Genomic DNA, 23,385 nt, shown 5'->3' on the forward strand with positions numbered 1-23,385 from the left:
ATTTATACCAATTATTTAAAATCTGGCAATACTTTAAATTAAGCAAATTTTCGGTGGTTAAGTATTAATTTTACAAACAAACTGGAATGTATAAAGTTCAGTTCCAAATCAGCCATTCTAACTATTCGTAGAGTGAGCAGTGCTTACAACTTCAAAATCAGTATTTGAGCGAATAGTAAGCAATATCTACTCTCCAAAAATAGTTTTAAAACAAGGGGTGCAAAATCTTAGATAACAAAAATTAAAGGACTAAAAATCAGTTCATAAATCATGAAACCATCACGCAATTTTTTTGCTCATAAATTGTATCAGTATCGTTTTCTATTAGCAGCAGCAATTTCTTTGGGAGGATCATTTACACTAATAATGCCTTCTCTAGCAGATGGTACAACTGCTGGTACTGTTATCGACAACACCGCAACTGCTGAATATAATTACGTGAATAATTTGGGAGTAAATGTTCTTAATAAAGCTACTTCCAATACTGTAACAGTTACTGTAGCAGAGACAGCAGGAATTGTGGTGACTTCTCAAGGCATGACAGATACAACAGGTGGTACTGTTGTTTCTAACGATTTGCTGTACTACGATTTTTTGATTACTAATGTGGGGAACGATCCCACCCGTTTCTTTATTCCAGGTAAAGCTACTATTACAGGGTCAGTAACAGCTGGCGCAATTACCGCAGATTTAGATGGCAACGGTACATTTGAAACTACTATTCCCAACGCTGGTTTTACCACTGGTTCCATTCCTGTCAGTGGATTTGTCAAAGTTCGTGTTCCTGTCACAGTTAATCTTTTGGCAACGCCGGGTTCTACTATTTCAGTATTACTAGGTGATACAGGGCCTAACGATAACAGTAATACTACCCAGAACCAACCTGATAGTCCTGATGGCTCAAACACTACGGAAGTCCGCACCGTTGATAATTCAGATGCAACAGCAGGAGAAACGCCAGGGATACCGTTGAATGGAGAACGAGAAGCTAGTGCTAAACAAACAACTACTATCTCTGCGACTCCACAGGCCTTTGCTAAAGTCTTAAAAGTTCGTTCTGGGTATTCAGATTCCAGTACACCCAACAATCTCAGTGATGATAAGTTGACCTACGATTTGAGTCTAAAAATTGATTCTACAAGTCCCGCAGGTAGTACAGGATTAACTCCCGCAAATTTGATAGGTACGAATATCAGTGTAGATGGGCTGGTTGGTGCCAAAATTTTGGTATCTGATGCCATTCCCGTAAATACTCACTTAGCAAGTGTAGTTACCCCTCCTACAGGTTGGAGTGTTGTTTACACTGTGACCCCTACACTAGTGACGGCAAACAATGCCCTTTGGACTAGTATTGTACCCGTTGATTTAACATTGGTAACTCGTATTGGTTTTGTTAAATCTGGCACTCTCACCGCCGGGACAACAGTAAATGGATTATCCTTCCAAGTGGTGACAAATGGAGTTTTGACTTCCACAGCCACGATTTCTAATATTGCTCAGAGCTTTGGTCAAACTCAAGGTGATGCACTCAATCAGCTAGTTTATGATGAGTCAGGCGACCAAAACCCTAGCAACTTTAATGATGATGGTACTGTTGGTTCAAATATTCCTAATAGTGGGGTAGCAAATGTTGCTATTCAAGGGGCAGACAGCACTAATAACAACACAGGTCAAGGGCCTGGAGGTGAAGTTAACACCTTTACGATGACTGCCCAAACTTCGATTTTGAATGGGCCGCACTTGCACGCTAACGCTGTGGGAGCAACTAATAATAATGATGATTTTTCAAACCAATCAGCGATCGTTTCACTCTATCTGCCGCCAGGATCTACCCTCGATCCTGGTGCTGTTAGCTTCTTCAATACTATACTAAACCCCGATCCAACGTTGTTGAGTAATGTCTTACTAGTACCAGTTACGCCAACCAATACTAGTGACCTACCATCAGGTACAACTGTAACGTTGACCTCTGGAGCCAATGTTGCCACTTATACATACAATGGCACTGCCTTCACCTTAACTTCTGGCTTAGGAATTGTCCTACCAACCCTCAATAATCTCCCAGTTGATTATACCGTAACTGTAGATTTACCTGGAGGAACGCCTCTATCAACAGATACAGGTAAAGCTTTTCCTGTGACAATTCGAGCTTTTGTGGATAGTAATAATGATGGAGCGTTTAACTCTGGAGAATCTTACAATAATACGATTGACCAAGTTTACACAGGTTTCTTGAAACTTGTGAAAGAATCTCGAATTATACAAGGAAGTGGTTCTGCTGTTGCTACGAATGATAGCACTTTTAGTACAACAACGAAAAAGCCTGGTGTAGGCAACATTATTGAGTATCGGATTACTTACACCAATATCTCATCAGTTGCGATCGGCTCAAATAACGCTACTATAAGTGCAACTGGAATCATTATTACTGAAAATGGTAATTCCACTAATAATAGCTGGGCAAAAGACAATGATGGCAATGGAACGGTGGATACCAGTCATGTGTTCGGTACTGCAACTGATCCTGCTGGAATTGTAACTTATTTAAATTTGGGAGTAGCTGTAACGGATGCGATTGGCGTTGATATCACCACCTATCTAGATACAATTCCTGGACCACTTCAACCTGGACAGTCTGGAACATTTAGTTTCCAACGTAAAGTCAACTAAGTTATCTGAGATAGCGATTCTCATTTGAATGATTTACACGGGTAGAGTAGCACAGCTAGCTGTGCTACCCTACTATGTTCATTTGGTTCTTTGCAAACTTTTTGGATAGTGAATAACAGCTATATTAAAATATAGGGTGTGTTACAGCAAGCCTAACGTACTAATATTAGTTTAATTCGGGGTTTAAATCCTCTTATGAGCCACAAAGCCTCTACAGAGGAAACCTCCGTTTTAGTTTGGCGCTAAATCTCCGTTACAAAACTTAATTACAAATTACGAATTACGAATTACGAATTATTTTAATTATCCTTCCGCCTCATGTGAAAGATAGTTTTAAGCACATGAATAAACTTCCGTGTTCGCTTCTCTACATAACTGTTTTCAATTAGATAATATTGGGGCTAACTTTGGAGAAGATGCTATTTCCTCCTCATTATGCAAATCTGCCAAAATCCCAATTGCTCAAATCCATTCAACTCTGATAGCAATAGATTTTGCGTGAGTTGCGGACAAAGCAACTTTGGTAAACTTCTCAGAAATCGTTACCGTGTATTAAGACTCTTAGGTGAAGGTGGATTTAGTAGAACATATTCTACAGAAGATGTAGACAGACTAAACGCCCCTTGCGTCATCAAGCAATTTTTCCCACAGTTTCAGGGAACAGGACAACGTACTAAAGCCGCAGAATTTTTCAAAGAAGAGGCTTTTCGGTTGTATGAACTGGGAGAAAATCATACCCAAATTCCTCGATTACTAGCTTATTTTGAACAAGGTACTAGCTTGTATCTCGTACAAGAATTTATTCAAGGAAAAACTCTCTTACAAGAAGTTCAGCAACAAATTTATGGTGAACAACAAATTTGGGAACTTTTAGCTGATTTATTGCCAGTTCTGGAATTCATTCATACCCATAACGTCATTCATCGAGATATCAAACCAGAAAATATCATCCGCCGTACAAGTGATGAAAAACCCGTCTTAATTGACTTTGGCGGTGCTAAACAGGTGACACAAACCAGTATAGGAAGACAAGCTACGATAATTTATACCCTTGGCTATGCCCCAACAGAACAAATGGCTGGATTTGCTTGTCATGGCAGTGATTTGTATGCTTTGGGCGTAACTTGTGTGCGTCTTTTAACTCAATGTTTGCCGTTGCAAGATGCTTCTGGACAGATTAATGACCCTATATATGATGCCATGAATGCTAAATGGTTGTGGCGCGAATATTTACAGAAAAAAGGTATTACTATTAGCGACGACTTAGAGAAAATTTTAGAGAAATTACTCAAACATCTACCGAGTGAAAGATATCAAACAGCAGTAGAAGTTATCAACGATTTAAAGTTTGCTACATCAAACATTGAACCTGTTGCCTTAAAAATTGTTTCGATATCTCAACAAATATTACCGCCGCTACCACAAAAAGTAATCGTACCATTACCCCCATTAGAAACCTTTAAATTTGACGTAGTGACAGTAGACACAGGTGGTAGAGAAGTAAACCACATGAACTGTAATGCAAACTTCTTTGCTGAAGAATTAGGTAAGTCTGTCACATTAGAAATGGTATCAATTCCTGGTGGTACTTACATGATGGGTTCACCGGAATTTGAAGGAGATGCTGACGAACGTCCGCGACACCAAGTTACCGTTGAACCGTTTTTTATGGGGAAATTCCCTGTAACTCAAGCACAGTGGAGAGTAGTAGCAGCTTTACCCAAAGTCAAGCAAGCTTTAAATCCCCATCCATCAAAATTCAAAGGTCTAGATAGACCAGTGGAAAATGTATCTTGGTATGAGGCTGTAGAATTCTGTCTCAGGCTATCAGAAAAAACTGGACGCGACTATCGTTTACCGAGTGAAGCTGAATGGGAATATGCTTGTCGTGCTGGAACTACAACCTCATTCCATTTCGGCGAAACCATTACTCCTGAGTTAGTCAGCTGTACTATGGAACCAAAAAGCAAATTCCGTAAAGAAACAACAAACGTCGGTAGTTTTGAAGTCGCTAACGCTTTTGGATTGTACGATATGCACGGGTTAGTTTGGGAATGGTGTGCTGATTCATGGCATAACAATTACAACGACGCACCCTTAGATGGAACAGCTTGGGAAGTTGGCGGTGATATGAATCGCCGGGTGCTACGCGGTGGTTCTTGGAGTTTCAGTCCAGAACTTTGTCGCAGCGCCAGTCGTAGCTGGAATGAGTCAGACGGTGGATTGAGGGTTTGTGGCTTTAGAGTAGTATTTTCTGTAGAGGAGATTATTTAGTAATTTAATTACAAAATTGTATAAGTTATGAACAATAGAATTGAGAAAGGTGACATAGTAGTTATAAATAAAAGTGGAAAATACTATCAGCAAGTTGGTGAAGTTAGTGAGGTAGATTACAATATTTTCTTTGTCAAAATAGTCTTAGTAAAGTTAAGTAATCAAGAAGAAGCCTTTGAAGAAAAGGATTTACAATTAAAAACTAAAAAACCCAGCCTGCAAGAAATTATTGTATCAGTAGATACAATTTTAGAACAAGTTGCTCAGATTGCCCACTTGCAAGCAAAAGAGAAAGTAGAGTTACCCAACCGTTTAAAATATCTGAAATTAGATATTCCTAAATTAGATAAGCAATTAATTCAAAAAAACTTCGACAGTATAGATAGAATACTCGTAACAATAAGAGAAACAGACTCATCAGCAAGCTTTTGGCAGGAAATAGATCCTAATTTGGAGAAAATAAGCTGGTGGATTAGAACAAGTCTGTGAACTAAGAAATAAATTAGCTTTCTCTGGTTCTCAGCTAGAATCTGCGAATACTTAATTAGACTTCATGCATGAATCAAAAACCCTCACCCTAAATCCTTCTTTCAAGGTTACTATCCATTACCCGGATCTTTCTCAACATTTGTGAGAGTATTCAATCACATTTTTTCTAACCCTTATGATTTCGTCGTTAATTCCCAATAAAAACGTAGTTTTATCGAGAATAATAAGGGTACATTTGTCAAGGATACCTAAGATATCAGTATCCAAGATGCTTATAAAACTAGGGTTTCAAGATTGTTAAGAAAGATGTGACTAATGCATAGCTCAAGATTAGAAGAGGGACTTTGAAATTTGTTCCTAAATAATCGGTATTGGGCATAATTAAACGTAAGTATATTTTTTTTTCTTATATTCTTAATGCTTTATACCTTATACTTTACGCCTCATTTTTACTAGTAATTTTTATTTGCACCCACATACTCACCTTTGTATTTGTAACTGTATAGTTACATTTTGTTATTAACTGTATGTTTACATAATCTTCAATTTTGAAAATACTTTTTTAGCGATAAGTTTTTAGTTCATAGATTAATAAAGGACGTTTTTTTAGATAAAATAAACTACAAAGATCATCAGAAATATATATGCGTTTTTTTCAGTTTGCAGGAATTCTTGGTTGTACGACAGCAGCTTTTATCTCAATAGCACCCATACAGGTAGAAGCTGCAACTTTTAAAGTGATATCTGGAGTCACCAGCATTGATCGCGATCATGAGAAGATTCTTAGTAGTATTGGGCTAAACTTGACAGGTACTAATCAGACAGTTGCACCAATTCCTAGCAATTATTTAGTTGGCTTCAACATTGACTCACTTACTAACTTCATGTTCAGTGATGAGGGCGGTTTTACTCCGCTCTCAGGTACAATCGAGCATACTGGTACTGTTACATTCAACGATCAAATTACTGTTGGTGATTTTTCAATCGGTTTTGCTCCAGGACGTACTGTTACAGGTGCCAGCGGACTTGTTTTAAGAGACACATTTTCTTTAAATACAATCTTGTTTGATTTAAGCACTCCCGGACCTGTAGCATTTAATGGTCAAAATTTAACCATCCCTGATGTTCAATTGTTAATTTCTCCAGAGTTTGCTGATATATTAAACGACCCTAAATTGTCAGGTTTGTTTGCTGGAACTGCACGAATTGATGCTCAAGTTGCTGCTGTCCCTGAACCTGATAGTGTACTAGCAACTTTAGTAGCAGGTGCGGCTCTTTTAGTAGCTAGATTTTATACTCAAAAAATTAAATGCACTTGATATTTTGAAGCACAGCCAACCAAAGTTCGCTCTACAACCAACGCTTAATCCTTTTCAAGTCTCGTTTACAGCCAGAGGCTAGAAATGCTGTTCATTGGACCCTGCCGCAAGTCTTGAGACGGCAGCCCCAACAACAGGCATTCCTAGTCTCAGACTAGGAACAAGATACTTTCGCTCTCATCTTAATGCAATAGCTAACTATGTTCTTGGTGAACAGCCTCAACGTTGGTACACAGATTATTGAACTTCTCTGTTTCTAAGACTGCTCTCGCGGTCAAAGGGTTTTGGGTAGTAGCGCATCGACTCTGCATCGCCGAGGACAAGCAGTAAGGCGTCGAGGTCAGAAAGCGTCATTTCCCGCAGTAATAAGCGTTGAGTTTCCAATATCATTAGTGAATCCTCGTTTAGTCATTAGTGAAGTTATTGACAAAGACAACTCTAGCCAGATGATTAAGAAAATTGCACTTTATCAAGTTTTTTTAGAGCAAAAAATAATGAGCTAATATGTAATGTTTGCAATAGTATACCTTTATCAATACCTTCAACGACCTTTTTTAAAGGCAATAAAACTACATCAATTTGTTCGGTAAGGTCTAACTTTAAATCAGCTATACATTCTACATCTGTTGCTAAAAAACAATAAGTTAAATTGTTATGATTGGCTGAGTTTGGTGATAATATACCAGTTTCAATAAAATTATTACTAGTGTAACCAGTCTCTTCCAATAACTCGCGTTTTGCGGCTTTTAATGGTAAAATATCTTCAGTCTCTACAGCACCACTGGGCAATTCTAGAATTGTTTTTTTCAGACCGTGGCGATATTGCTTTACTAAAATAACTTCCTGATTTTTAGTTAAAGCTACAACATTTACCCATCTTGGATATTCAAGAACATAATAGGGGTCAACTATTGTTCCATTAGGCATTTGGCAAGTATCAGACCGTACTGAAATCCATTTGTCTTTTACTATATGTCTAGATTTTAAAACAATCCAATCAAATGAATTTTCCATATTTAAACCTCTATTTCTCTGTTTTTTACAGTAATTATTTCTAGTAATTTTAAATTTGGTAAAGCTAGTACTATAGCCATTGGATGCGCGTTGCAAAAATTACTGCACTTTTTGCTGTCACGCGGATTTCTGTGGCGGCAATCCGAAGATCTTTGAGCCAAAATTTCCTGATTGGATCTGTGCGTCCGTGCCATTCTGGTGGCCAGTATTCTTTGGGTGTGAGATCGTCTAGTAAGATCAAGCCTCCAAGCTTGAGAGCAGTTATCAATGTTTAAGGTTCTGTGAGTTTTGCCTTTCCGCCATCGGCAAATAACAAATCAAAGGGAGCATAGGTGAGCAAATCGCGCCAGTCGCCTTGAAGTGCGCGGGCATTAGACTTATCTGCAAATAGCTGTTGCACAAGTTTTGCAAGCTGGCGATCGCTCTTGATCGTAATCAATGTACTATCTGGGTGTAATGCACTCACAATTTTGGGTCATAGGTTGAGATGCGATAGATATCTGGGGCAATTTCGGTAATGCTAGTCATAGTTTTAAAACTTACACTGGCAATAATGAAACATGGGCTGAAACCACCTTCCATCCTTCGGTAAACCTGTACCAAGTCTGGCTTTGTCGCCCAAAACGCTCTGCACCATTGATAATCCGGCGAAATTCTAAAGTTACTGTTGCTGCATCTTTCCCAAAAGTTACAACCTTGAGATTCGAGATTTCTCGCTCTATTTTTGGGTTTGGTCGATTCTGGCGAAAGTTACGAATTTCATCGCCGCCATAGAGGTTTTCTGTAATTCCAAACCGCACTACTTCGGGCGCATCCCAAAACAAGCTATCCATCACCTCTAAATTGTTATTAGAAAGGGCTTCTTCATATTTGAGGTACAAATCAGTTACTTCAGCTATAACAGTAGGGTCATTTATAGTAGTCATTGTTTTTACCAATTTTTGGTGTTATGGCTGATTATGCACTCTTTCAAATAGCCAAAGCTATTTTTTTTAAGCTCTGGACGTACTAATCAAAGAAATTGCCTGACCTATGTAGTAGAGGCGAAAATTTCTGGAACCAAAAGCACGAAGCATGACCTGCGATTTTCTTGATGCTTCCATAGATCACCCCTCAGTAGCTCTTAGTCCTTAACCGTGAATAAAAAAGTAGGCAGTCATGCTGAAGACAACAATCATCACAAATTTCCGAATTAAGTGCGGTTCAAGTTGACGAGCATGATGAGCGCTTAAGTAACCACCAAGAGAGCCACCTACTGCCATCAAAATAGCTTGATGCCAAGCAATTACACCTGCAAAAATAAATGGAATAATTGCAATACCATTAATACAACTCCCTAAAAATGTCTTAAAAGCATTCATTTTGTGAATACTTTTGATACCTAAAAATGTCAGAGTTGCCAGCATTAAAATTCCTAAACCTGCGCCGAAAAAACCGCCATAGATTGCGATCGCTAGTTGAGCCAGTACCAAATTAAACAAGGGTACAGATTCCGGTGATATATTCTGCTTTTGACGCTGTAACCACTTTTTAAACGATTCACCAAAGGTAAATACAACCGTTGCTAGCAGCAATAGATAGGGAATCAGCTTTTTAAACACATCTGGCGATGTGTATAACAAAGCTACCGAGCCAATTATGCCACCAACTAAACTGACACCACATAAAAGTAAAAAATCTCGCCGCTCGATGTTTAAATCTTGACGATATGCTCCAGCACTTGCTAGAGCAGCCACCCAAATCGCGGTATTATTCGTGGCGTTAGCTGCGATCGGGGGTACACCTGTAAAGATAAGAGTTGGAAACGTGATAAAACTTCCACCACCTGCTACAGCGTTTAATCCACCTGCAATAAAAGCGGTACTAAAGAGAAGTAAACTATGGAAAAGTGTTAAAGATGGTGGCATTATTTACGAATTATTAATTTTGGAATATCGCTTGGAGAATGGGCAATCAAGTCAGCACCATAAGCTTTATGCAACCAGTGATGCCAGATTTAGGATCTGTCAAAGTCCCGTCAAGATCGAAAAGAATAGCAAAGAAAGGCATATTTTAATTCCCAATTCAACCTCTAATTTTGAGCTTTTTCACAAAACCTTCTGCACTAAGTAAGGCGATGCCCAATGTGACAACACCAATCCCTACACTCTGAATCACATTTAAAGTTTCGCTAATGGTTATCCATGCAACTAGCGCCGTCAATGCTGGACTGCTAGAGCCAATTATGGAAGCGGTAGATGCGCCAACCATCCGAATTCCCACATTGTTTAAAGTGTGTCCGAGAAAGCTGACAAGACCCGAAAATATGCTACCAATCCATAGGGGTGTCCAATCAAGTTGGCCGCTCTTAGCCGGCCAAAAAAGTAAACTAATACTGCAAAGCAGTAGAGTGGAAGCAAAACTGATCCAGGTGAATGGAACTGGATGGAATTTTTCTAAACATTTTTGAGCAATGATGCAATAAAAGGCATAAACGATCCCAGCGCCAAAACTAGCGAAAATGCCGATCGCAATGGTATGACTGCTGTAGGTAGCAGAAGATTGAGGAATGGTGAGAGCGCTTCCCCCCAGAATAATAGCCATTACCAGCCAACGGAACAATGTGGGGCGATCGCCAAAAAACTTCCATGACAACAGTGCTGTAAATACGGGATAGGTGAAGAAAAGGGTCAAGGCAATGCCTGTGGGAATCAAGCCAATAGCAATGTAGAGTGAGGCAATATACACAAACATTAGCACTCCACAGCCAAGAGCTTGAATCAAAACATCTCTACGCTTGCGGGTGAACAAGTCTTGGAGTTCTGTCCAAGCAGATGGATATAGCTTGAATGATAGAGATGCCATCAGTGGAACCACCAGCAGCATTCGCATAAACATCAGCAAGAAGGAATTCTGCAAATCCGGTTTAACGTATCCACCGAGTAAAAATAAACCTAGTACGAGATGTTCTGAAAACAAAACTCGGACAGTAACGTTGTGAAACGTCAAAACAAAAGAGGATAGAAGAACCGTTAAGATGCCCAACACGATAAAAAATTTCTTTAGAGACGACTTGATTGTATTGTTAAAACCACTGGAATAACAAACCAGATGAAGTTTGAGGAAATCAAAGCCGTCGCTTCAAAAACACTGCCAGTTGTTCAATCAAAACTATGCCAGTTTATCTGATATCTTCTCGAAATAGTCCAAAATTCTCAATGCCCGCTCATGCTCAAACTTGATCGCCCCAAGAGACTGCTCACCCAGAGGATGCCTTAACTCCCGTACCCAGACAGCAATGCCATCTATGAACCCACCAGTCATACCTTCAAGTTGCTGTAAAAAACCATTAGATATGTCAGCAACTAGTTTAATCTCAGGATTTAAGTGATTTAGATAGAACCAAATTATACGTGTTTCACTCAAGATAAATCCGTCATCAGTCGCTAGAGTTGGTACTTTACCTGTAGGGTTGTAATTCAATAGGTCGCTGTTTGGATCTCGTGCAATGACTTTTTGCGTTTTGATGCGATGTCTACGACGGGCTACGCCTAACGCACAGATTCAATTCTATTATTGCTACCCGTGCAATGCGTGCATAGGGTAAATTAGGTGTATAGAAGAGTTTCATAAAAAAGTGCGATCATCATTAGATACTGAGTTCAGAATTCAGAAGTCATTAATCAGTGGAAGGTTAAGCCAGTAAAAGAGAATGGGGAGATGAGGGGTAGCAAATAAACCAGGGGAGTGGAGTTCAAAGACTCATTAACGGAGTTCAAAGACTCGTCAGCGAGTATTAAAGACTCATTAACGGAGTTCAAAGACTCATTCACGAGTATTAAAGACTCGTCAGCGAGTATTAAAGACTCATTAACGGAGTTCAAAGACTCATTCACGAGTATCAAAGACTCGTCAGCGAGTATTAAAGACTCATTAACGGAGTTCAAAGACTCATTCACAAGTATCAAAGACTCGTCAGCGAGTATTAAAGACTCATTAACGGAATTCAAAGACTCATTCACGAGTATCAAAGACTCATCCCCTATTCCCCATGCCCAATGCCCAAGTATTACGCAGTTACCGCCTGACGTCGGTTGTACTCAGAAGCATCTCCTTTGATCGGTTCACTTTGTTTCCCATCAATGCCAACTGGGAGATCGCCGACAATTGTCACTCGTTGAACGTGGCGAGGCTGGTCGCCGTAATCTGCGATCGCATAATGTTGAGTAGCCCGGTTATCCCAAAAGGCTACGTCACCAACTTGCCAACGCCACCGGACTGTGTTTTCAGGACGTGTGATGTATGCTTGCAACAGCCGCAGAATGTCATCTGATTCAGTTGTTGATAAGCCACGGAACTGGCGCACAAATCCGCCGATGAATAGCCCCCGCTCCCCAGATTCGGGATGGATGCGTACAACTGGGTGCAGAGTCTCGTATACAGTCGAAGTGAAGACAGCCCGATAAGCCTTGGCATCTTCAGGTAAGTCAAATGCAGTAGCATAGTCGAATTTGTTGCTGTGTACTGCCCAAAGTTGATCCGCTAGATTACGCAGATGAGTAGGTAAATCTTGGTATGCAGTTACTGAGTTTGCCCAGATTGTATCGCCACCAGTTGGCGGAATGTCAAGCGCTCGTAGGATAGAACCGAGAGGAGGACGGTCTACAAATGTTACATCAGTATGCCAGCTATTGGCGCGGGAAGTGGTACGCCCATAATTTAGGTCTAAGACTTCTGGATTTTCTGGCAGCGATGGTACAGTTGGATGAGCTGTAGTGACTTCACCAAAACGACGAGCGAAGGCAACTTGTGCATTGGCATCGAGTTGTTGCTGACCACGGAAAAATATGACTTTGTATTTGACTAAAGTCTTGCGAATGTCACTGATGATGTCATCACTGAGGTTAGAACTCAGATTAACACCAATAATTTCAGCACCGATACGTCCTGCGACTGGTTTGATATCAAAGTATTGAGAACTCATGTTTTTATCTCCAAGAAGTTTATATTTTTACAACAGTAGAGACGCGATTCATCAGACGCGATTCATCGCGTCTCTACTAAATACCAGGGGTAGATCCGCCATCAACGATAATCTCTGTTCCTGTAATCGATGCAGCAAGATCAGACACCAAAAATAGCGCCAGCGCGGCAATTTCTTCTGGCTGGGCGATTCTTTTTAAAGGAATACTTTGGATGTTTTGTGCCTTTACTTCCTCGACGGTGATCCCTTGCGCTTGGGCGTTTTGCCGAGCTAAAGTCTCGGCACGCTCAGTAGCTGTAGCACCAGGGGAGATAGCGTTAATGCGAATGTTGTACTCGGCTAGCTCTTTAGAAATGCCCTTTGTGAAGTTCAGCAAAGCAGCATTGCTTGTACCACCAGCTAGGAAGTTCGGACGAGGTGTCCGTCCTGCACCACCGACTATATTGACAATCCGCCCATCACCGCGACTTTTTTGATGGGGAACGACGGCTCTAACTAAGCGGATATAGCCCAATAATTTTAAGTTCCAAGCATCCAAAAATAAATCATCAGTGGATTCTAGGAAAGACCCAGCACGGGCTGACCCGGCATTATTAATCAAGATATCAATCTGACCAAACTGGGCCAATGTTGTGGAGACAACTTTCTCAACATCTTCTGCTTTAGTCAAATCAGCGCTGATGGCAATAACTTTAGCGCCAGGAGTTGGTAAAGACTGGATGGCAGCTACTGCATTTTCTAGTTTTTCTTGATTGCGGGCTGCGATCGCCACATTCACACCCTCACTATAAAGTGCTTTAGCAGTTGCTAAACCAATTCCCGCACTTCCTCCTGTGACGATCGCTGTTTTACCTGATAGTTTTAGTTCTAAACTCATACACAGCTACCTTCAAAAATGTAATTTACTTGCGAACCAATAATATTGCTGATTGAGAACCTGTATTGTGGATGTCCAAGATGACTCGGCTTTCCTCAGATGTACAACTCAGAAGTATCTTGATTTCTGTATCTCGCTTTTCCAAGTCAACACTACAAATGACAGCAGTTACTGTTTTACTAGACAAGCTACCTATCCAGATATCAATATCAGATCCATCTCCAGAGCGAGTGTCTTGTAAATATCCATAGTCTAGGGGATAAATGAAAGATGGATAACGTGGATGTGATGTCCCTTTTGGGCGATCTATCTTGAAATTACTAATGGCTACAAGCCGATCTAGTTTGAACCAGAAGTCAGTACTATCCCTCATACCATCTGCTATTGCTCAATTTGAAATGTGCAACACAGCTTTGCCAGGAAAACGCCTATCGAGTAGTTGTTGGGCCACGTCAGCTATTTGTGTCCAAGAAGCTTCTAAATCAATGTGAGGATGTAACTGGTCTGCTTCTACTAGACTCAAAAGCCGTTTTAGACCGACTGCGGCTGATTCAAATCTCAATTCATCAAATAGACGTAAACCATATAGGCTGACGCTACCAGTTCCAAAAAACTGAGCCGCGTTGAATGTCACTTCATTTCCCCCAGATACTCCATACAGCACAGTTTTTCCATCCTGTGCCAGTAAGCCAAGGGCTATCCCCAAAGTCTTGCCACCTACTGACTCTATAATTAGATCGTAGGGGCCGTACTCGCTGGCAGGTGAAAGGTCTTCGCCAATCACCACCGATTGCGCTCCTGCTTCTCTAACTAGAGTTTCATAGCCAGCTTGACGAATATGTGCCACAACTTGTGCTCCTGACAGTTGCGCCAATTGGATAGCGAAGTAACCTACGCCTCCTGATGCACCTGTAACCAGAACTGTCCGACTCAAAAGCGAACCACCTTTTAACACTGCATGGTATGCGGTTAAACCTGCTACAGGCAGTGTGGCGGCTTGAGCAAAAGATACTGATGACGGCACTACTGCTAAGGCGTTAGTAGGAACAGACACGAGTTCTGCCCAAGCTCCGGCACGGCGCAAGCCAACTACACGCGCCCCTTGGGGAGGCCCTGAACCATCAACCGCAGGAATTTCCACTACACCTGCTAAGTCCCAACCAGGCTGCCAACCAGCCTCAGCAGAAGTTGAACGTTTTATCTCTCCCCGATTGAGAGAAATCGCCGCTACCCGCACTAGAGCTTCATCTGGGGCAGGCTTTGGTGCAGTCACTTCGCTCAGTGCCAAACGCCCCGGTACATTGGGATCGACAATCACAGCACGTATTTTGCTCATAAGGTTGCCCTGGCTTAGAGATTAATTTCTAGTTCGTTGGTTCGCAATATACTACCTGTAATAAATAATCTCGATAGATTAGCTATTTATTCTTAACTTCAAATCCTTGCAACTAGGTTAACGAAATTTATAAACAACGGTATTTTGATAAACTTACAGTATTTTATGGTTTGTAAAAAAAAGCTATCACAGACAGCCAGAAGAATCAAGCACCTTGTGAATGAATTCGCTGTTGACACTTCTTGCACTGTAGTCAAGCCAAGTGGCTTCCGTATAGTTCGGCGTTCTTTTTATAATTTCTCAATTTGACTCCAAACAGTATAAACGCGAAAATTATTAGTAAGCTTGTGTTATGGTGTTTTCGCCTCTATTTTTGAGTTTGAACCTCTACCTTTGCATCCGATTCATCTCCACTTTGAGAAACTTTTTCTGGACCGCACTGAACCGGAGTTACTCCTGTACCTTGAGTGAGTCCGTGTTTCGTTGTGGTATCGTATGCGTTGTTATCAGTATTCGCTTGGGTGTAAGTATCGTTAAAAATCTTGTCAGATGCTGAGGTTGTTTTGCCAAGAAGCTTTTTGTGTAAATCTTTAAAAGCCTTCTCATCAATACTAATGTGCCCATTCTCGTGTGTATCAAGAGCGCTATAAAACCTTGCCCATTCTTTTTTAACAGGTTCGCACTGTTGGTCAAGTTCCGTCCAGACGGGCATTGCCTTAGTTTCTGTTACTGAGACATCTGCCTCGTAGACGATTTCATCGGATTGATCTTCTGCTTGGTAAGTTTTGACATCTTTTGTCGGGGCACAAGTAACACTGCCCGCTTCCCCCTTTCCTTGTGATGTTAAGTTTGTAATTGCTTCGGTAATATTTTTTCCAGAAGCAGTAATTGTGGTATTTTTTTTGTCAATTTTAGTTGTCCCTTTTTTAGGCGGCATACCACTAGATGTCTGTTCAACAGGGGCCGATGCTATAGATGCATCGCTTTGTTTTTGCACTTTGCCTGTCTGCTGTACCACATGGGTTAACTCATGGGCTGTCAACTCGTTATTACCAGGTGATTTCTCGGCGCTAAAGTAAACATCACTACCATGAGTAAAGGCCTGCGCTCTCAACGACTTATTCATCTGCGTAGCATTGGAGTCAGTATGTACTCGCACATTGTCGAATTTACTACCAAAGCGTGGTTCCATAAAGTCTCGCACTTCGGGAGATAACGGGCTTCCTCCACCCTTACTATTATTTAACTGACTCTCAATATTATCTTGGGTCTGAATGCTGCGATCGCTAAAGCCTTGTAGCAACAACTCGGTTTGTACTTCCTCTTTTTCTTGCTCGCAATCTGCACATTCTCGTTGTACTATATGTGAATCTATTCCGCCGATATTTATATCTGATTTAGGTTTAGGTAGAAGTATAATCTGGTCAGCTGACTGGGTGGCTGACTGCTCATACTGGTCTTTTGGCTGGCTAACCATAAGTTGCGGTTGTGGACGACGTAAAGATATCCGACTAATGTCGTGAACAAGAGGCTTTTCTTTAATAACTTCTGGTTCTAATAATTGCTCATTAGCAGACGGGGCATCTTGAAGGTCGCCTGTTACTTCCATGACTGTATTGAGTGGAGTATTATTTGTTGGTAAACCAAAACCGCGTGTTGGATTAGCCAATGTGGGAATATTGGATGAGACAAGCGATGGATTTGTAAAATTTGATGTACCTATGTTGGGTCGCTTCCATGTGAGTAAAGGCAAAGCGGTTTGTCTTTTAATGTCGCTCATTTCCCAATTCCTAGATTTTATAGATTAATTAACGAATCTCTTACCTATTGCATTTCAGTATATATACAAAAATTTGACTATTTTATTAACATACTTATGTATAGACTTTAGAGGCTATTTATAAGGAGTCAGTGTGTTGGGCGGCTTTGCCGACAGCCAAGTAACTGGCGTAGAATGTGTACGGCAATGATTGCGGTAAAAAGGTAAAAGCAAGAAAGCGGCAGACCTTGGTTGATAGTCTGGGACTGTTGTTGAAAGTTGTCGTTAGTGAAGCAAATGCCTCAGAACAAGTAATTGCTGCCTACGCTTTGATGAAACTGCTAGAAGAGCGCCCCGAATTACTAGATAAAGTTGAGGTCATGTGGGTCGATTCCGGCTATGACGGTGATAAATTTGCACTGTGTGTTTGGCTTATGATTCAAGCTCATGTTGATTGTGTCGTCTTCCGTGCCAAGCCCAGAAATGCTTTTATTACTGGAGAGGAATCATGCTGCCGCCAAGTAAGATAGAGTCCGGTTTTAGGTATCTGCTCTTGTAAGGGTCTGTAAATGACTCCGCTTCTGTGGAAGTTTTGCAAGGAGGCGGGAACAAAAGCGATGCCCAGTCCTGCTGCAACCAAGCCGATGATAGTTTGCATCTGAACTGCCTCCTGAGCGACTTTCGGACGAAATCCAGCTTGTTGACAAATGTTAATAATTTGCTCGTAAAAGATGGGTCCCATTTTGGCAGGAAATAGGATAAATAATTCATCTGCCAAAGTGGAGAGAGATACTTTAGTCTGGGCAGAGAACGGATGGGTTTTTGGCAACGCCAATACCAATGATTCTTGCAAAATGCATTCCACACTCAAACCTGGCTCGATGATGGCAGAACGAACAATGCCGACATCAACCTGTTTGTGATGCAGGGCTTGAATTTGCTCAGCAGTTGTCAGTTCATGCAATCGCAGTTCTACAGCAGGAAACTGTTCTCGAAAGACACTTAAAATATCTGGCAGTACGGTATACGTTGCAGAGCCGACAAAGCTGATCGCCAACCGTCCAACCTCACCCCGCCCTATCTGTTGTGTCACTTCGATTGCCTGTTCGAGTTGCGCTAACACTCCATAGGAGCGCTCTAAAAACACTTTGCCTGCTTCAGTCAGATGCACTTGCCGCTTCGTTCTCTCAAACAGCTTGACTTTTAGTTCATCTTCCAAAGCACGAATCTGCTGACTGAGCGGGGGTTGGGAAATGCACAACCGCTGGGCTGCTCGACTAAAGTGTAGTTCCTCAGCCACCGCGATGAAGTAGTGCAGATGCCGTAATTCCATCACACTTATATGTCTAACCTATTAATCTTAGTCAAATATATATTGGACAGTCGCATGGCTGTCTCCTATCGTAAGAAATATAAGGCGTGTCTCATCGTTTTTGTATTGGAGAAAACAAATGAACTCGGACAAAAATCGTGTCGCTCCTAAAGTTTGGTTGATTACAGGATGTTCAACAGGGTTCGGACGTGCCCTAGCAGAAGCTGTGTTGAACAAGGGCGACTACCTACTTGCTACTGCTCGCAAACCAGAGCAACTTGGCGCTTTGATTGACCACTATCCAGCGATCGCAAAGGCTGTACGTCTGGATGTAACATTATCCCAAGACATACAAGCAGCCGTTGATGCAGCAATCATCACATTTGGTCGAATTGATGTATTGGTTAACAATGCTGGCTATGGACTAATTGGAGCACTCGAAGAAGTCAGTGATACCGATATTCGCCGACAGTTTGAAACCAACTTCTTTGGGGTACTCCGTCTAATACGAGCTGTCTTGCCTTTGATGCGTCAGCAAGGCAGCGGTCACATTATAAATATGTCATCTACGGCAGGATTAGTGGGATTTAGTGGAAGTAGCATCTACTGTGGCACTAAATTTGCTCTTGAAGGCATGTCTGAAGCCCTGGCTAAGGAGGTTGAATCCTTTGGAGTTAAAGTCACTTTAATTGAACCTGGTGCATTTCGCACAGACTTTAACGGACGCTCTCTGGCAGCAGCCGAACAATCTATTAATGCCTATGCTCCGGTGAGCGGTGCCTCATTACAGTGGTTCAAAGATATGGATGGTAAGCAACTAGGCAATCCACGATCAGCGGCGCAAGCCATCATTCAAGCTGTGGAAAGTCCTCATCCACCGATGCGACTGGCGTTAGGCACGGATGCCATGAGTTTAATTCAGGAGAAACTGTCAGGGGTGAAAACGGATTTGGATACTTGGCAGCAGGTTACTGTGAGTACAGATTATACATAGTTGTGTAGTTAAGCTCTGTAAGCTAGTCATTAGATGGTGCAAAGCTCCACTAAAACTCAGAATTTAAGTCAGGAGGAAGTTAAGTGATTCGACTCGACGAGCAAGTAGCAATTATTACTGGAAGCGGGCGAGGTTTGGGAGCAGCTTATGCCCGCTTGCTAGCGGATAGAGGAGCGCAAGTCATCGTACACGATGCAGGCGTTAATAAAGATGGAACTGGTTTCGATCCGAACGTGGCGGCTGATGCTGCAAGGAGAATTTACGAAGCAGGCGGGATTGCGTTCCCGATCACCGAATTTCTTGATAGTAGAGAGAACTGCACACACCTAGTGGAAACCGCGCTGGAGAAATTTGGCCGCCTCGACATCTTGATCCACAACGCTGGATGGGTCGCATACCAATCAGTAGAAGAGCTAACCCCTGATTTTTTGCAGCGGGCCATTAAAGTTAACGTCGAAGCGCCAACGTGGTTGGCTCAAGCGGCCTTTCCAATTATGAAGCGGCAAAACTACGGACGAATCGTGCTGACGACTTCGGATAGAGCTATTTATCAGCAATATGCCCTTAGTGGTCTCGCCCCCTATGCGATGGGGAAAATGGCACAGATAGGTCTGATGAACGTGCTCGCGGTTGAAGGCAAAGAGCATGAAATTCTTGTTAATGCGATTTCGCCGGTAGCCAAAACGCGGATGTGGGACGTACAAGATCAGCCAAAGGATTTGCGACCCGATCAAGTAGCTCCCGGAGTGTTATATCTCGCTTCTCCAGAATGCCGAGAGTCTGGATTTATATTAAGGGCAAGCAATGGTCAATTCACAGCTGTGCGCTGGATCGAGCGAAACAACGTGGACTATCCGTTGAACCTTGCCGCTGTTGAAAGTTCTACTGCGGAGGATTTGGCTACTCGCTGGCACGAGATTGCTGCGGATGTTGCGTTTTAAGAACTGGGCTTGTACTTTGAGATGGTCTGAGGTATCCTATCCTTCCGACAATCTTTTTCTACTTGGCTTTAAATTTACTTTAATAAATAGCCTCTTAGTCTAATTTTGTCATTATTCAGCTACCCAAATATTCAAGAATTGACATCTAGTGAAATTAATTATGCGTTATTCAGGACACATAATTAATTTCACCAGCAGATGTTTGATCAATAGCTAACGAACCGTTCCCCGCAGGGCTTCAGTATCAATCGGTTTGATGAGGTAAAGTAACAGGAGATTCCAAACAATTGCTGCAATCAAAGGTAGTTTGCAAATTAGCTTCACCAATTTCGGACTAGAACTGCCTTCAATCTCTGCAATTTTTAAGTTATAACCAGCACAGCGTTGTAGACGTGAGAAAAACTTGGGATGTTCGGTATTCAATATTACAGGAAAAGCCCGTCCTGCTGTTTCATTGGTGTTGCGGACAACTTGGATATCAAATTTTGTAGCATCAAGTCCCAATGATTTGTAGAACCCAGAACGTTCATGAACTGTCAGGGTGTGAGTAGCAAATACTGATAGCAAGAAAAAGCGACTCCACAGCCTAGATTTCCAGGTGTTCCAAAGTTGCGGTTGAGAACGCAATAATGCTTTAAATATGTCCCCGTGGCGGTTTTCGTCCTGACACCAACTCTCAAAGTAGCGGAATATGGGGTAAAACTGGTTTTCTGGGTGCTTTTCTAGATGCCTGAAAATAATAATGTAACGCCAGTAGCCGATTTTTTCTGAGAGGTAAACGGTGTAAAGTACCCATTCAATCGGGAAAAATGTATAAGTGCGGGTTTTAGTAACAGTGCTTAAATCAAGAGAGAGTTTAAAATCGGCCATTGCTTTGTTGAGAAATCCGGCGTGCCGGGCTTCATCACGTGCCATCATTTGAAATATTTCCGCTAGCACTGGACTACGATTTTTTAGCTTGCGGGATAATTCCTTGAAGAGCAAGAAGCCGGAAAATTCAGAAATGCAAGAGCGTTCCAAATACTCTATAAATGCCTGCCTTGCTTCACCGCTAATGTGTTCCCAAGACTGTTCAAACGCTTCATCCCGAACAAAATGGTGGCGGTTGTAGTCTGTCCGCATTTCTGTCAACATCGCCTGCAACTGAGTTTCTTGAGCAGACAAATCCAGCTTGGCTGCGGTTTCAAAATCTGTAGTGTAAAACCGGGGGGTGAGTACAGTTTCTTTGCTGGGGATTTTAATTTCTGGCTTCGGTAGGGTGTTAACCATGAGTAATGAGGCGATCACATCAATAGTTCTATAACTATAAAGTTATGACAAATGCAATTATTTTGCTTGGCCTCTTTACAATCCTTCAGTAAAGTCGGCAGGCAGGGATTTACAATAAATAAATTATCATCTTGTAGATTGGGCAGCGTTTAACTAAGCGCTCACGCCGAAGTAAGTCTTGCTGCCCTGAATATGAGACGGGTGGAAGCGATCGCAGCAATTCATGTAGAATTTACGAGATGAGATTTACGCAGCGTTAGAGCTTCAACAAGCCACTGGAGCGAACAGAAGGCAAAGAAAGACGTAACTGCCTGATTCCAAAAGGGCAGGTGTCTGAAGAGGGTGTGAATTTTTCCGTAGTTTGGGGGAATAGCCTATCAGCTTATAATTGCTTGCGATCTTCACCGCAGTAATTCCTCAACTTGATGTTGGCTCCACAAAGTCCTGTATAAACCCTGTTGTTTTAAAAGTTCTAAGTGATTTCCGACCTGCACAATTTTTCCCTTTTCCATTACTAAAATTCGATCAGCCGTCGCCGCTGCTGATAATTGGTGCGTAATAAAAATTACTGTTTTACGTTCAGTACCACTGGAGAGATTTTTGAGGATTTTCGTGGCTGTTTGATTATCCACACTAGAGAGAGCGTCATCCAAAATTAACACTGGAGCATTGACCAACATTGCTCGAGCCAAAGCAGTACGTTGCCGTTGACCGCCAGAAAGATTAATACCGCGTTCGCCAACAATAGTTTCATATTGCTGCGGAAAATTCTGAATTTCTGATTCAATTTGGGCAAGTTTAGCGACAGATTCTATCTGCTGTTGTTCGCCAATTGGATCGCCGTAGCGAATATTATTTTTGATTGTAGTGCTAAATAGAAAGCTATCTTGAGGAACGTAGGCGATCGCACCTCGTAAATCTGTCAAGGCGATCTTAGTAATATCTAGTCCATCTAAAAACAATTGTCCTGATTCAATATCCAATAAGCGCGGTAAAGCATTGGCCAAAGTAGATTTCCCCGCACCAATTGCCCCAACAATCGCGACAGTTTCTCCAGGAGCAATGGTAAAGTTAACATTTGCTAAAGCTGGAGTAGTAGAACCAGGGTAATTGTAGGTAAGATTTTTAGCTGTCAGCTCGCCTTTTAGTTCAGCCATTGGTAAATGTATGGCATCGGCTGTATCTTTAATTTTTGGTGTGACAGAGAGAATAGATTCAAGCCTATCGATACTAACTTCACCGCGTTGGTAGGCAGTAATTGTGAATCCTAAAAGGGCAGTGGGAAAAACTAAGCGCTCTACATAAATTAACAGTGCTAAAAAATCGCCAACCTGAAGCGTCCCAGCAGACATCCGTGCCGACCCTAGCCAGATGATTACCAGTGAACTAATATTAGCTAGCCCGCCAATTAACGGAAACAGTGTATTGCGGAGTTTTGCCAATTCCAGGTTAGCAGTCAATAGCTGCTGATTTTTCTTGGCAAAAGCTCGACGCTCGTTTGCTTCTTGAGCATAGATTTTAATTAAAGCAATGCCACTGATATCCTCCTGGATGAGTTCGCTGATGTCAGAGAGTTGCTCTTGGACTACTGCTTGTTGTTTGCGTAAGCGATCGCTAAACAGACTCACCAATAAGAGCATAAAAGGGTACACTGATAGGGCGGCTAGGGTGAGATCCACACTAATTGCCAGCATTACTGGCAGTGTCAGGGCGTAGGCAAACACTGTATTTGCCAAACTTAAGACCGCAAAACCCAATAACCGCTTGATATTCTCCACATCACTAGTAGCCCGACTAATCAAATCGCCAGTAGTATTACTGGCAAAATAAGCAGGCTCCAGCTTCAGTAAGTGTTCAAAAATCCGTTGTTTCAGGTCAAATTCTACCTGACGTCCCACTCCAAATAGCCAAATGCGTGATGCCATCCGCATTAGCCACATCGCCGAACTGAGCAAGACAATAACCACTACATAATGTAGTATTTGGTTCCAGCTGAAGGTTGTCGAGAGTTTGTCAACACCAGCACGAATCAACCAAGGAATATAAACACCCAATGCATTGACAGACAACAAAGCGAGAATGCCTAAGGAGGCTTCCCGCCAATGGGGTTGTAGGTAAGCACCGAGTTTAGCGATTCGTCGAGATTTTGCCATTAAAGCAATTGTGCA

The 23,385-nt window shown here is 41.8% G+C and carries 22 protein-coding genes and 1 pseudogene; 7 read left to right on the forward strand and 16 right to left on the reverse strand.

Annotated features, from left to right (window positions below; translation table 11 throughout):
- Positions 1-270: 270 nt before the first annotated feature.
- The 4 genes from V7K56_RS00780 to V7K56_RS00795 all read left to right on the forward strand — a co-directional run bounded on the left by V7K56_RS00780 (position 271) and on the right by V7K56_RS00795 (position 6,752).
- Complete coding sequence (locus V7K56_RS00780) at positions 271-2,670, forward strand: beta strand repeat-containing protein (protein WP_334906640.1); 2,400 nt, start codon at positions 271-273, stop codon at positions 2,668-2,670.
- A 435-nt stretch (positions 2,671-3,105) separates the two neighbouring features.
- Positions 3,106-4,944, forward strand: a complete 1,839-nt coding sequence (locus tag V7K56_RS00785; RefSeq protein WP_334906643.1) for a bifunctional serine/threonine-protein kinase/formylglycine-generating enzyme family protein — start codon at positions 3,106-3,108, stop codon at positions 4,942-4,944.
- 27 nt (positions 4,945-4,971) lie between these two features.
- On the forward strand, positions 4,972-5,433 hold the full coding sequence (locus tag V7K56_RS00790) for a hypothetical protein (protein ID WP_334906645.1): 462 nt from the start codon (positions 4,972-4,974) through the stop codon (positions 5,431-5,433).
- Positions 5,434-6,077: 644 nt separating this feature from the next.
- Complete coding sequence (locus V7K56_RS00795) at positions 6,078-6,752, forward strand: hypothetical protein (RefSeq protein ID WP_334906647.1); 675 nt, start codon at positions 6,078-6,080, stop codon at positions 6,750-6,752.
- 237 nt (positions 6,753-6,989) lie between these two features.
- Here the strand turns inward: V7K56_RS00795 and V7K56_RS00800 are convergent, their stop codons facing one another.
- The 13 genes from V7K56_RS00800 to V7K56_RS00860 form a co-directional block, all read right to left on the reverse strand.
- Positions 6,990-7,142: a GNAT family N-acetyltransferase gene (locus tag V7K56_RS00800; protein ID WP_334906649.1), complete on the reverse strand. Its 153-nt coding sequence runs from the start codon at positions 7,140-7,142 to the stop codon at positions 6,990-6,992.
- A gap of 60 nt (positions 7,143-7,202) precedes the next feature.
- Positions 7,203-7,766: an NUDIX hydrolase gene (locus V7K56_RS00805; protein ID WP_334906651.1), complete on the reverse strand. Its 564-nt coding sequence runs from the start codon at positions 7,764-7,766 to the stop codon at positions 7,203-7,205.
- A 70-nt stretch (positions 7,767-7,836) separates the two neighbouring features.
- Positions 7,837-8,007, reverse strand: coding sequence for a hypothetical protein (locus V7K56_RS00810; RefSeq protein WP_334906653.1), 171 nt, complete (start codon positions 8,005-8,007; stop codon positions 7,837-7,839).
- 30 nt (positions 8,008-8,037) lie between these two features.
- Entirely contained in the window at positions 8,038-8,232 is a 195-nt protein-coding gene (locus V7K56_RS00815) for a hypothetical protein (protein ID WP_334906655.1), read from the reverse strand.
- 73 nt (positions 8,233-8,305) lie between these two features.
- On the reverse strand, positions 8,306-8,692 hold the full coding sequence (gene hpxZ / locus V7K56_RS00820; protein WP_334906657.1) for an oxalurate catabolism protein HpxZ: 387 nt from the start codon (positions 8,690-8,692) through the stop codon (positions 8,306-8,308).
- 204 nt (positions 8,693-8,896) lie between these two features.
- Positions 8,897-9,673, reverse strand: a complete 777-nt coding sequence (locus tag V7K56_RS00825) for a sulfite exporter TauE/SafE family protein (protein ID WP_334906659.1) — start codon at positions 9,671-9,673, stop codon at positions 8,897-8,899.
- A gap of 157 nt (positions 9,674-9,830) precedes the next feature.
- On the reverse strand, positions 9,831-10,793 hold the full coding sequence (locus V7K56_RS00830) for a DMT family transporter (RefSeq protein WP_334906661.1): 963 nt from the start codon (positions 10,791-10,793) through the stop codon (positions 9,831-9,833).
- Positions 10,794-10,916: 123 nt separating this feature from the next.
- Entirely contained in the window at positions 10,917-11,228 is a 312-nt protein-coding gene (locus V7K56_RS00835) for a hypothetical protein (protein WP_334906663.1), read from the reverse strand.
- Between the two features lie 586 nt (positions 11,229-11,814).
- A complete protein-coding gene (locus tag V7K56_RS00840; RefSeq protein ID WP_334906665.1) occupies positions 11,815-12,729 on the reverse strand; it encodes a TauD/TfdA dioxygenase family protein in 915 nt (304 codons plus the stop codon).
- A gap of 76 nt (positions 12,730-12,805) precedes the next feature.
- Entirely contained in the window at positions 12,806-13,606 is an 801-nt protein-coding gene (locus tag V7K56_RS00845; protein ID WP_334906667.1) for an SDR family oxidoreductase, read from the reverse strand.
- A gap of 25 nt (positions 13,607-13,631) precedes the next feature.
- Positions 13,632-13,979: a hypothetical protein gene (locus V7K56_RS00850; RefSeq protein WP_334906669.1), complete on the reverse strand. Its 348-nt coding sequence runs from the start codon at positions 13,977-13,979 to the stop codon at positions 13,632-13,634.
- Positions 13,980-13,994: 15 nt separating this feature from the next.
- Complete coding sequence (locus tag V7K56_RS00855) at positions 13,995-14,942, reverse strand: zinc-binding dehydrogenase (RefSeq protein WP_334906671.1); 948 nt, start codon at positions 14,940-14,942, stop codon at positions 13,995-13,997.
- Positions 14,943-15,309: 367 nt separating this feature from the next.
- Positions 15,310-16,722: an eCIS core domain-containing protein gene (locus tag V7K56_RS00860; protein ID WP_334906673.1), complete on the reverse strand. Its 1,413-nt coding sequence runs from the start codon at positions 16,720-16,722 to the stop codon at positions 15,310-15,312.
- A gap of 176 nt (positions 16,723-16,898) precedes the next feature.
- On the opposite strand from V7K56_RS00860, the pseudogene V7K56_RS00865 reads away from it, so the two are divergent.
- Positions 16,899-17,162, forward strand: a pseudogene (locus V7K56_RS00865) (transposase); the annotation flags it as partial.
- Here V7K56_RS00865 and V7K56_RS00870 read toward each other — a convergent pair.
- A complete protein-coding gene (locus V7K56_RS00870) occupies positions 17,147-18,034 on the reverse strand; it encodes a LysR substrate-binding domain-containing protein (RefSeq protein WP_334906675.1) in 888 nt (295 codons plus the stop codon). The pseudogene V7K56_RS00865 and the gene V7K56_RS00870 overlap by 16 nt on opposite strands.
- Before the next feature lie 118 nt (positions 18,035-18,152).
- Between V7K56_RS00870 and V7K56_RS00875 the strand changes: the two genes are divergently transcribed.
- Both V7K56_RS00875 and V7K56_RS00880 read left to right on the forward strand, forming a co-directional pair.
- A complete protein-coding gene (locus V7K56_RS00875) occupies positions 18,153-19,007 on the forward strand; it encodes an oxidoreductase (protein WP_334906677.1) in 855 nt (284 codons plus the stop codon).
- 83 nt (positions 19,008-19,090) lie between these two features.
- Positions 19,091-19,948, forward strand: coding sequence for an SDR family NAD(P)-dependent oxidoreductase (locus V7K56_RS00880; RefSeq protein WP_334906679.1), 858 nt, complete (start codon positions 19,091-19,093; stop codon positions 19,946-19,948).
- 213 nt (positions 19,949-20,161) lie between these two features.
- Here the strand turns inward: V7K56_RS00880 and acsF are convergent, their stop codons facing one another.
- Both acsF and V7K56_RS00890 read right to left on the reverse strand, forming a co-directional pair.
- Complete coding sequence (acsF, locus tag V7K56_RS00885) at positions 20,162-21,217, reverse strand: magnesium-protoporphyrin IX monomethyl ester (oxidative) cyclase (RefSeq protein WP_334906681.1); 1,056 nt, start codon at positions 21,215-21,217, stop codon at positions 20,162-20,164.
- A 401-nt stretch (positions 21,218-21,618) separates the two neighbouring features.
- On the reverse strand, positions 21,619-23,370 hold the full coding sequence (locus V7K56_RS00890; protein ID WP_334906683.1) for an ABC transporter ATP-binding protein: 1,752 nt from the start codon (positions 23,368-23,370) through the stop codon (positions 21,619-21,621).
- Positions 23,371-23,385 lie beyond the last annotated feature (15 nt).

Source organism: Nostoc sp., from assembly GCF_036917535.1.
GTDB lineage: Bacteria > Cyanobacteriota > Cyanobacteriia > Cyanobacteriales > Nostocaceae > Nostoc.

Coding starts and splice junctions, on each gene's coding strand:
- V7K56_RS00825 (WP_334906659.1), bottom strand. CDS start 9,673: ATGCCACCATCTTTAACACTTTTCCATAGTTTACTTCTCTTTAGTACC.
- V7K56_RS00800 (WP_334906649.1), bottom strand. CDS start 7,142: ATGATATTGGAAACTCAACGCTTATTACTGCGGGAAATGACGCTTTCT.
- V7K56_RS00805 (WP_334906651.1), bottom strand. CDS start 7,766: ATGGAAAATTCATTTGATTGGATTGTTTTAAAATCTAGACATATAGTA.
- V7K56_RS00860 (WP_334906673.1), bottom strand. CDS start 16,722: ATGAGCGACATTAAAAGACAAACCGCTTTGCCTTTACTCACATGGAAG.
- V7K56_RS00795 (WP_334906647.1), top strand. CDS start 6,078: ATGCGTTTTTTTCAGTTTGCAGGAATTCTTGGTTGTACGACAGCAGCT.
- acsF (WP_334906681.1), bottom strand. CDS start 21,217: ATGGTTAACACCCTACCGAAGCCAGAAATTAAAATCCCCAGCAAAGAA.
- V7K56_RS00780 (WP_334906640.1), top strand. CDS start 271: ATGAAACCATCACGCAATTTTTTTGCTCATAAATTGTATCAGTATCGT.
- V7K56_RS00890 (WP_334906683.1), bottom strand. CDS start 23,370: ATGGCAAAATCTCGACGAATCGCTAAACTCGGTGCTTACCTACAACCC.
- V7K56_RS00855 (WP_334906671.1), bottom strand. CDS start 14,942: ATGAGCAAAATACGTGCTGTGATTGTCGATCCCAATGTACCGGGGCGT.
- hpxZ (WP_334906657.1), bottom strand. CDS start 8,692: ATGACTACTATAAATGACCCTACTGTTATAGCTGAAGTAACTGATTTG.
- V7K56_RS00870 (WP_334906675.1), bottom strand. CDS start 18,034: ATGGAATTACGGCATCTGCACTACTTCATCGCGGTGGCTGAGGAACTA.
- V7K56_RS00790 (WP_334906645.1), top strand. CDS start 4,972: ATGAACAATAGAATTGAGAAAGGTGACATAGTAGTTATAAATAAAAGT.
- V7K56_RS00785 (WP_334906643.1), top strand. CDS start 3,106: ATGCAAATCTGCCAAAATCCCAATTGCTCAAATCCATTCAACTCTGAT.
- V7K56_RS00850 (WP_334906669.1), bottom strand. CDS start 13,979: ATGAGGGATAGTACTGACTTCTGGTTCAAACTAGATCGGCTTGTAGCC.
- V7K56_RS00840 (WP_334906665.1), bottom strand. CDS start 12,729: ATGAGTTCTCAATACTTTGATATCAAACCAGTCGCAGGACGTATCGGT.
- V7K56_RS00875 (WP_334906677.1), top strand. CDS start 18,153: ATGAACTCGGACAAAAATCGTGTCGCTCCTAAAGTTTGGTTGATTACA.
- V7K56_RS00845 (WP_334906667.1), bottom strand. CDS start 13,606: ATGAGTTTAGAACTAAAACTATCAGGTAAAACAGCGATCGTCACAGGA.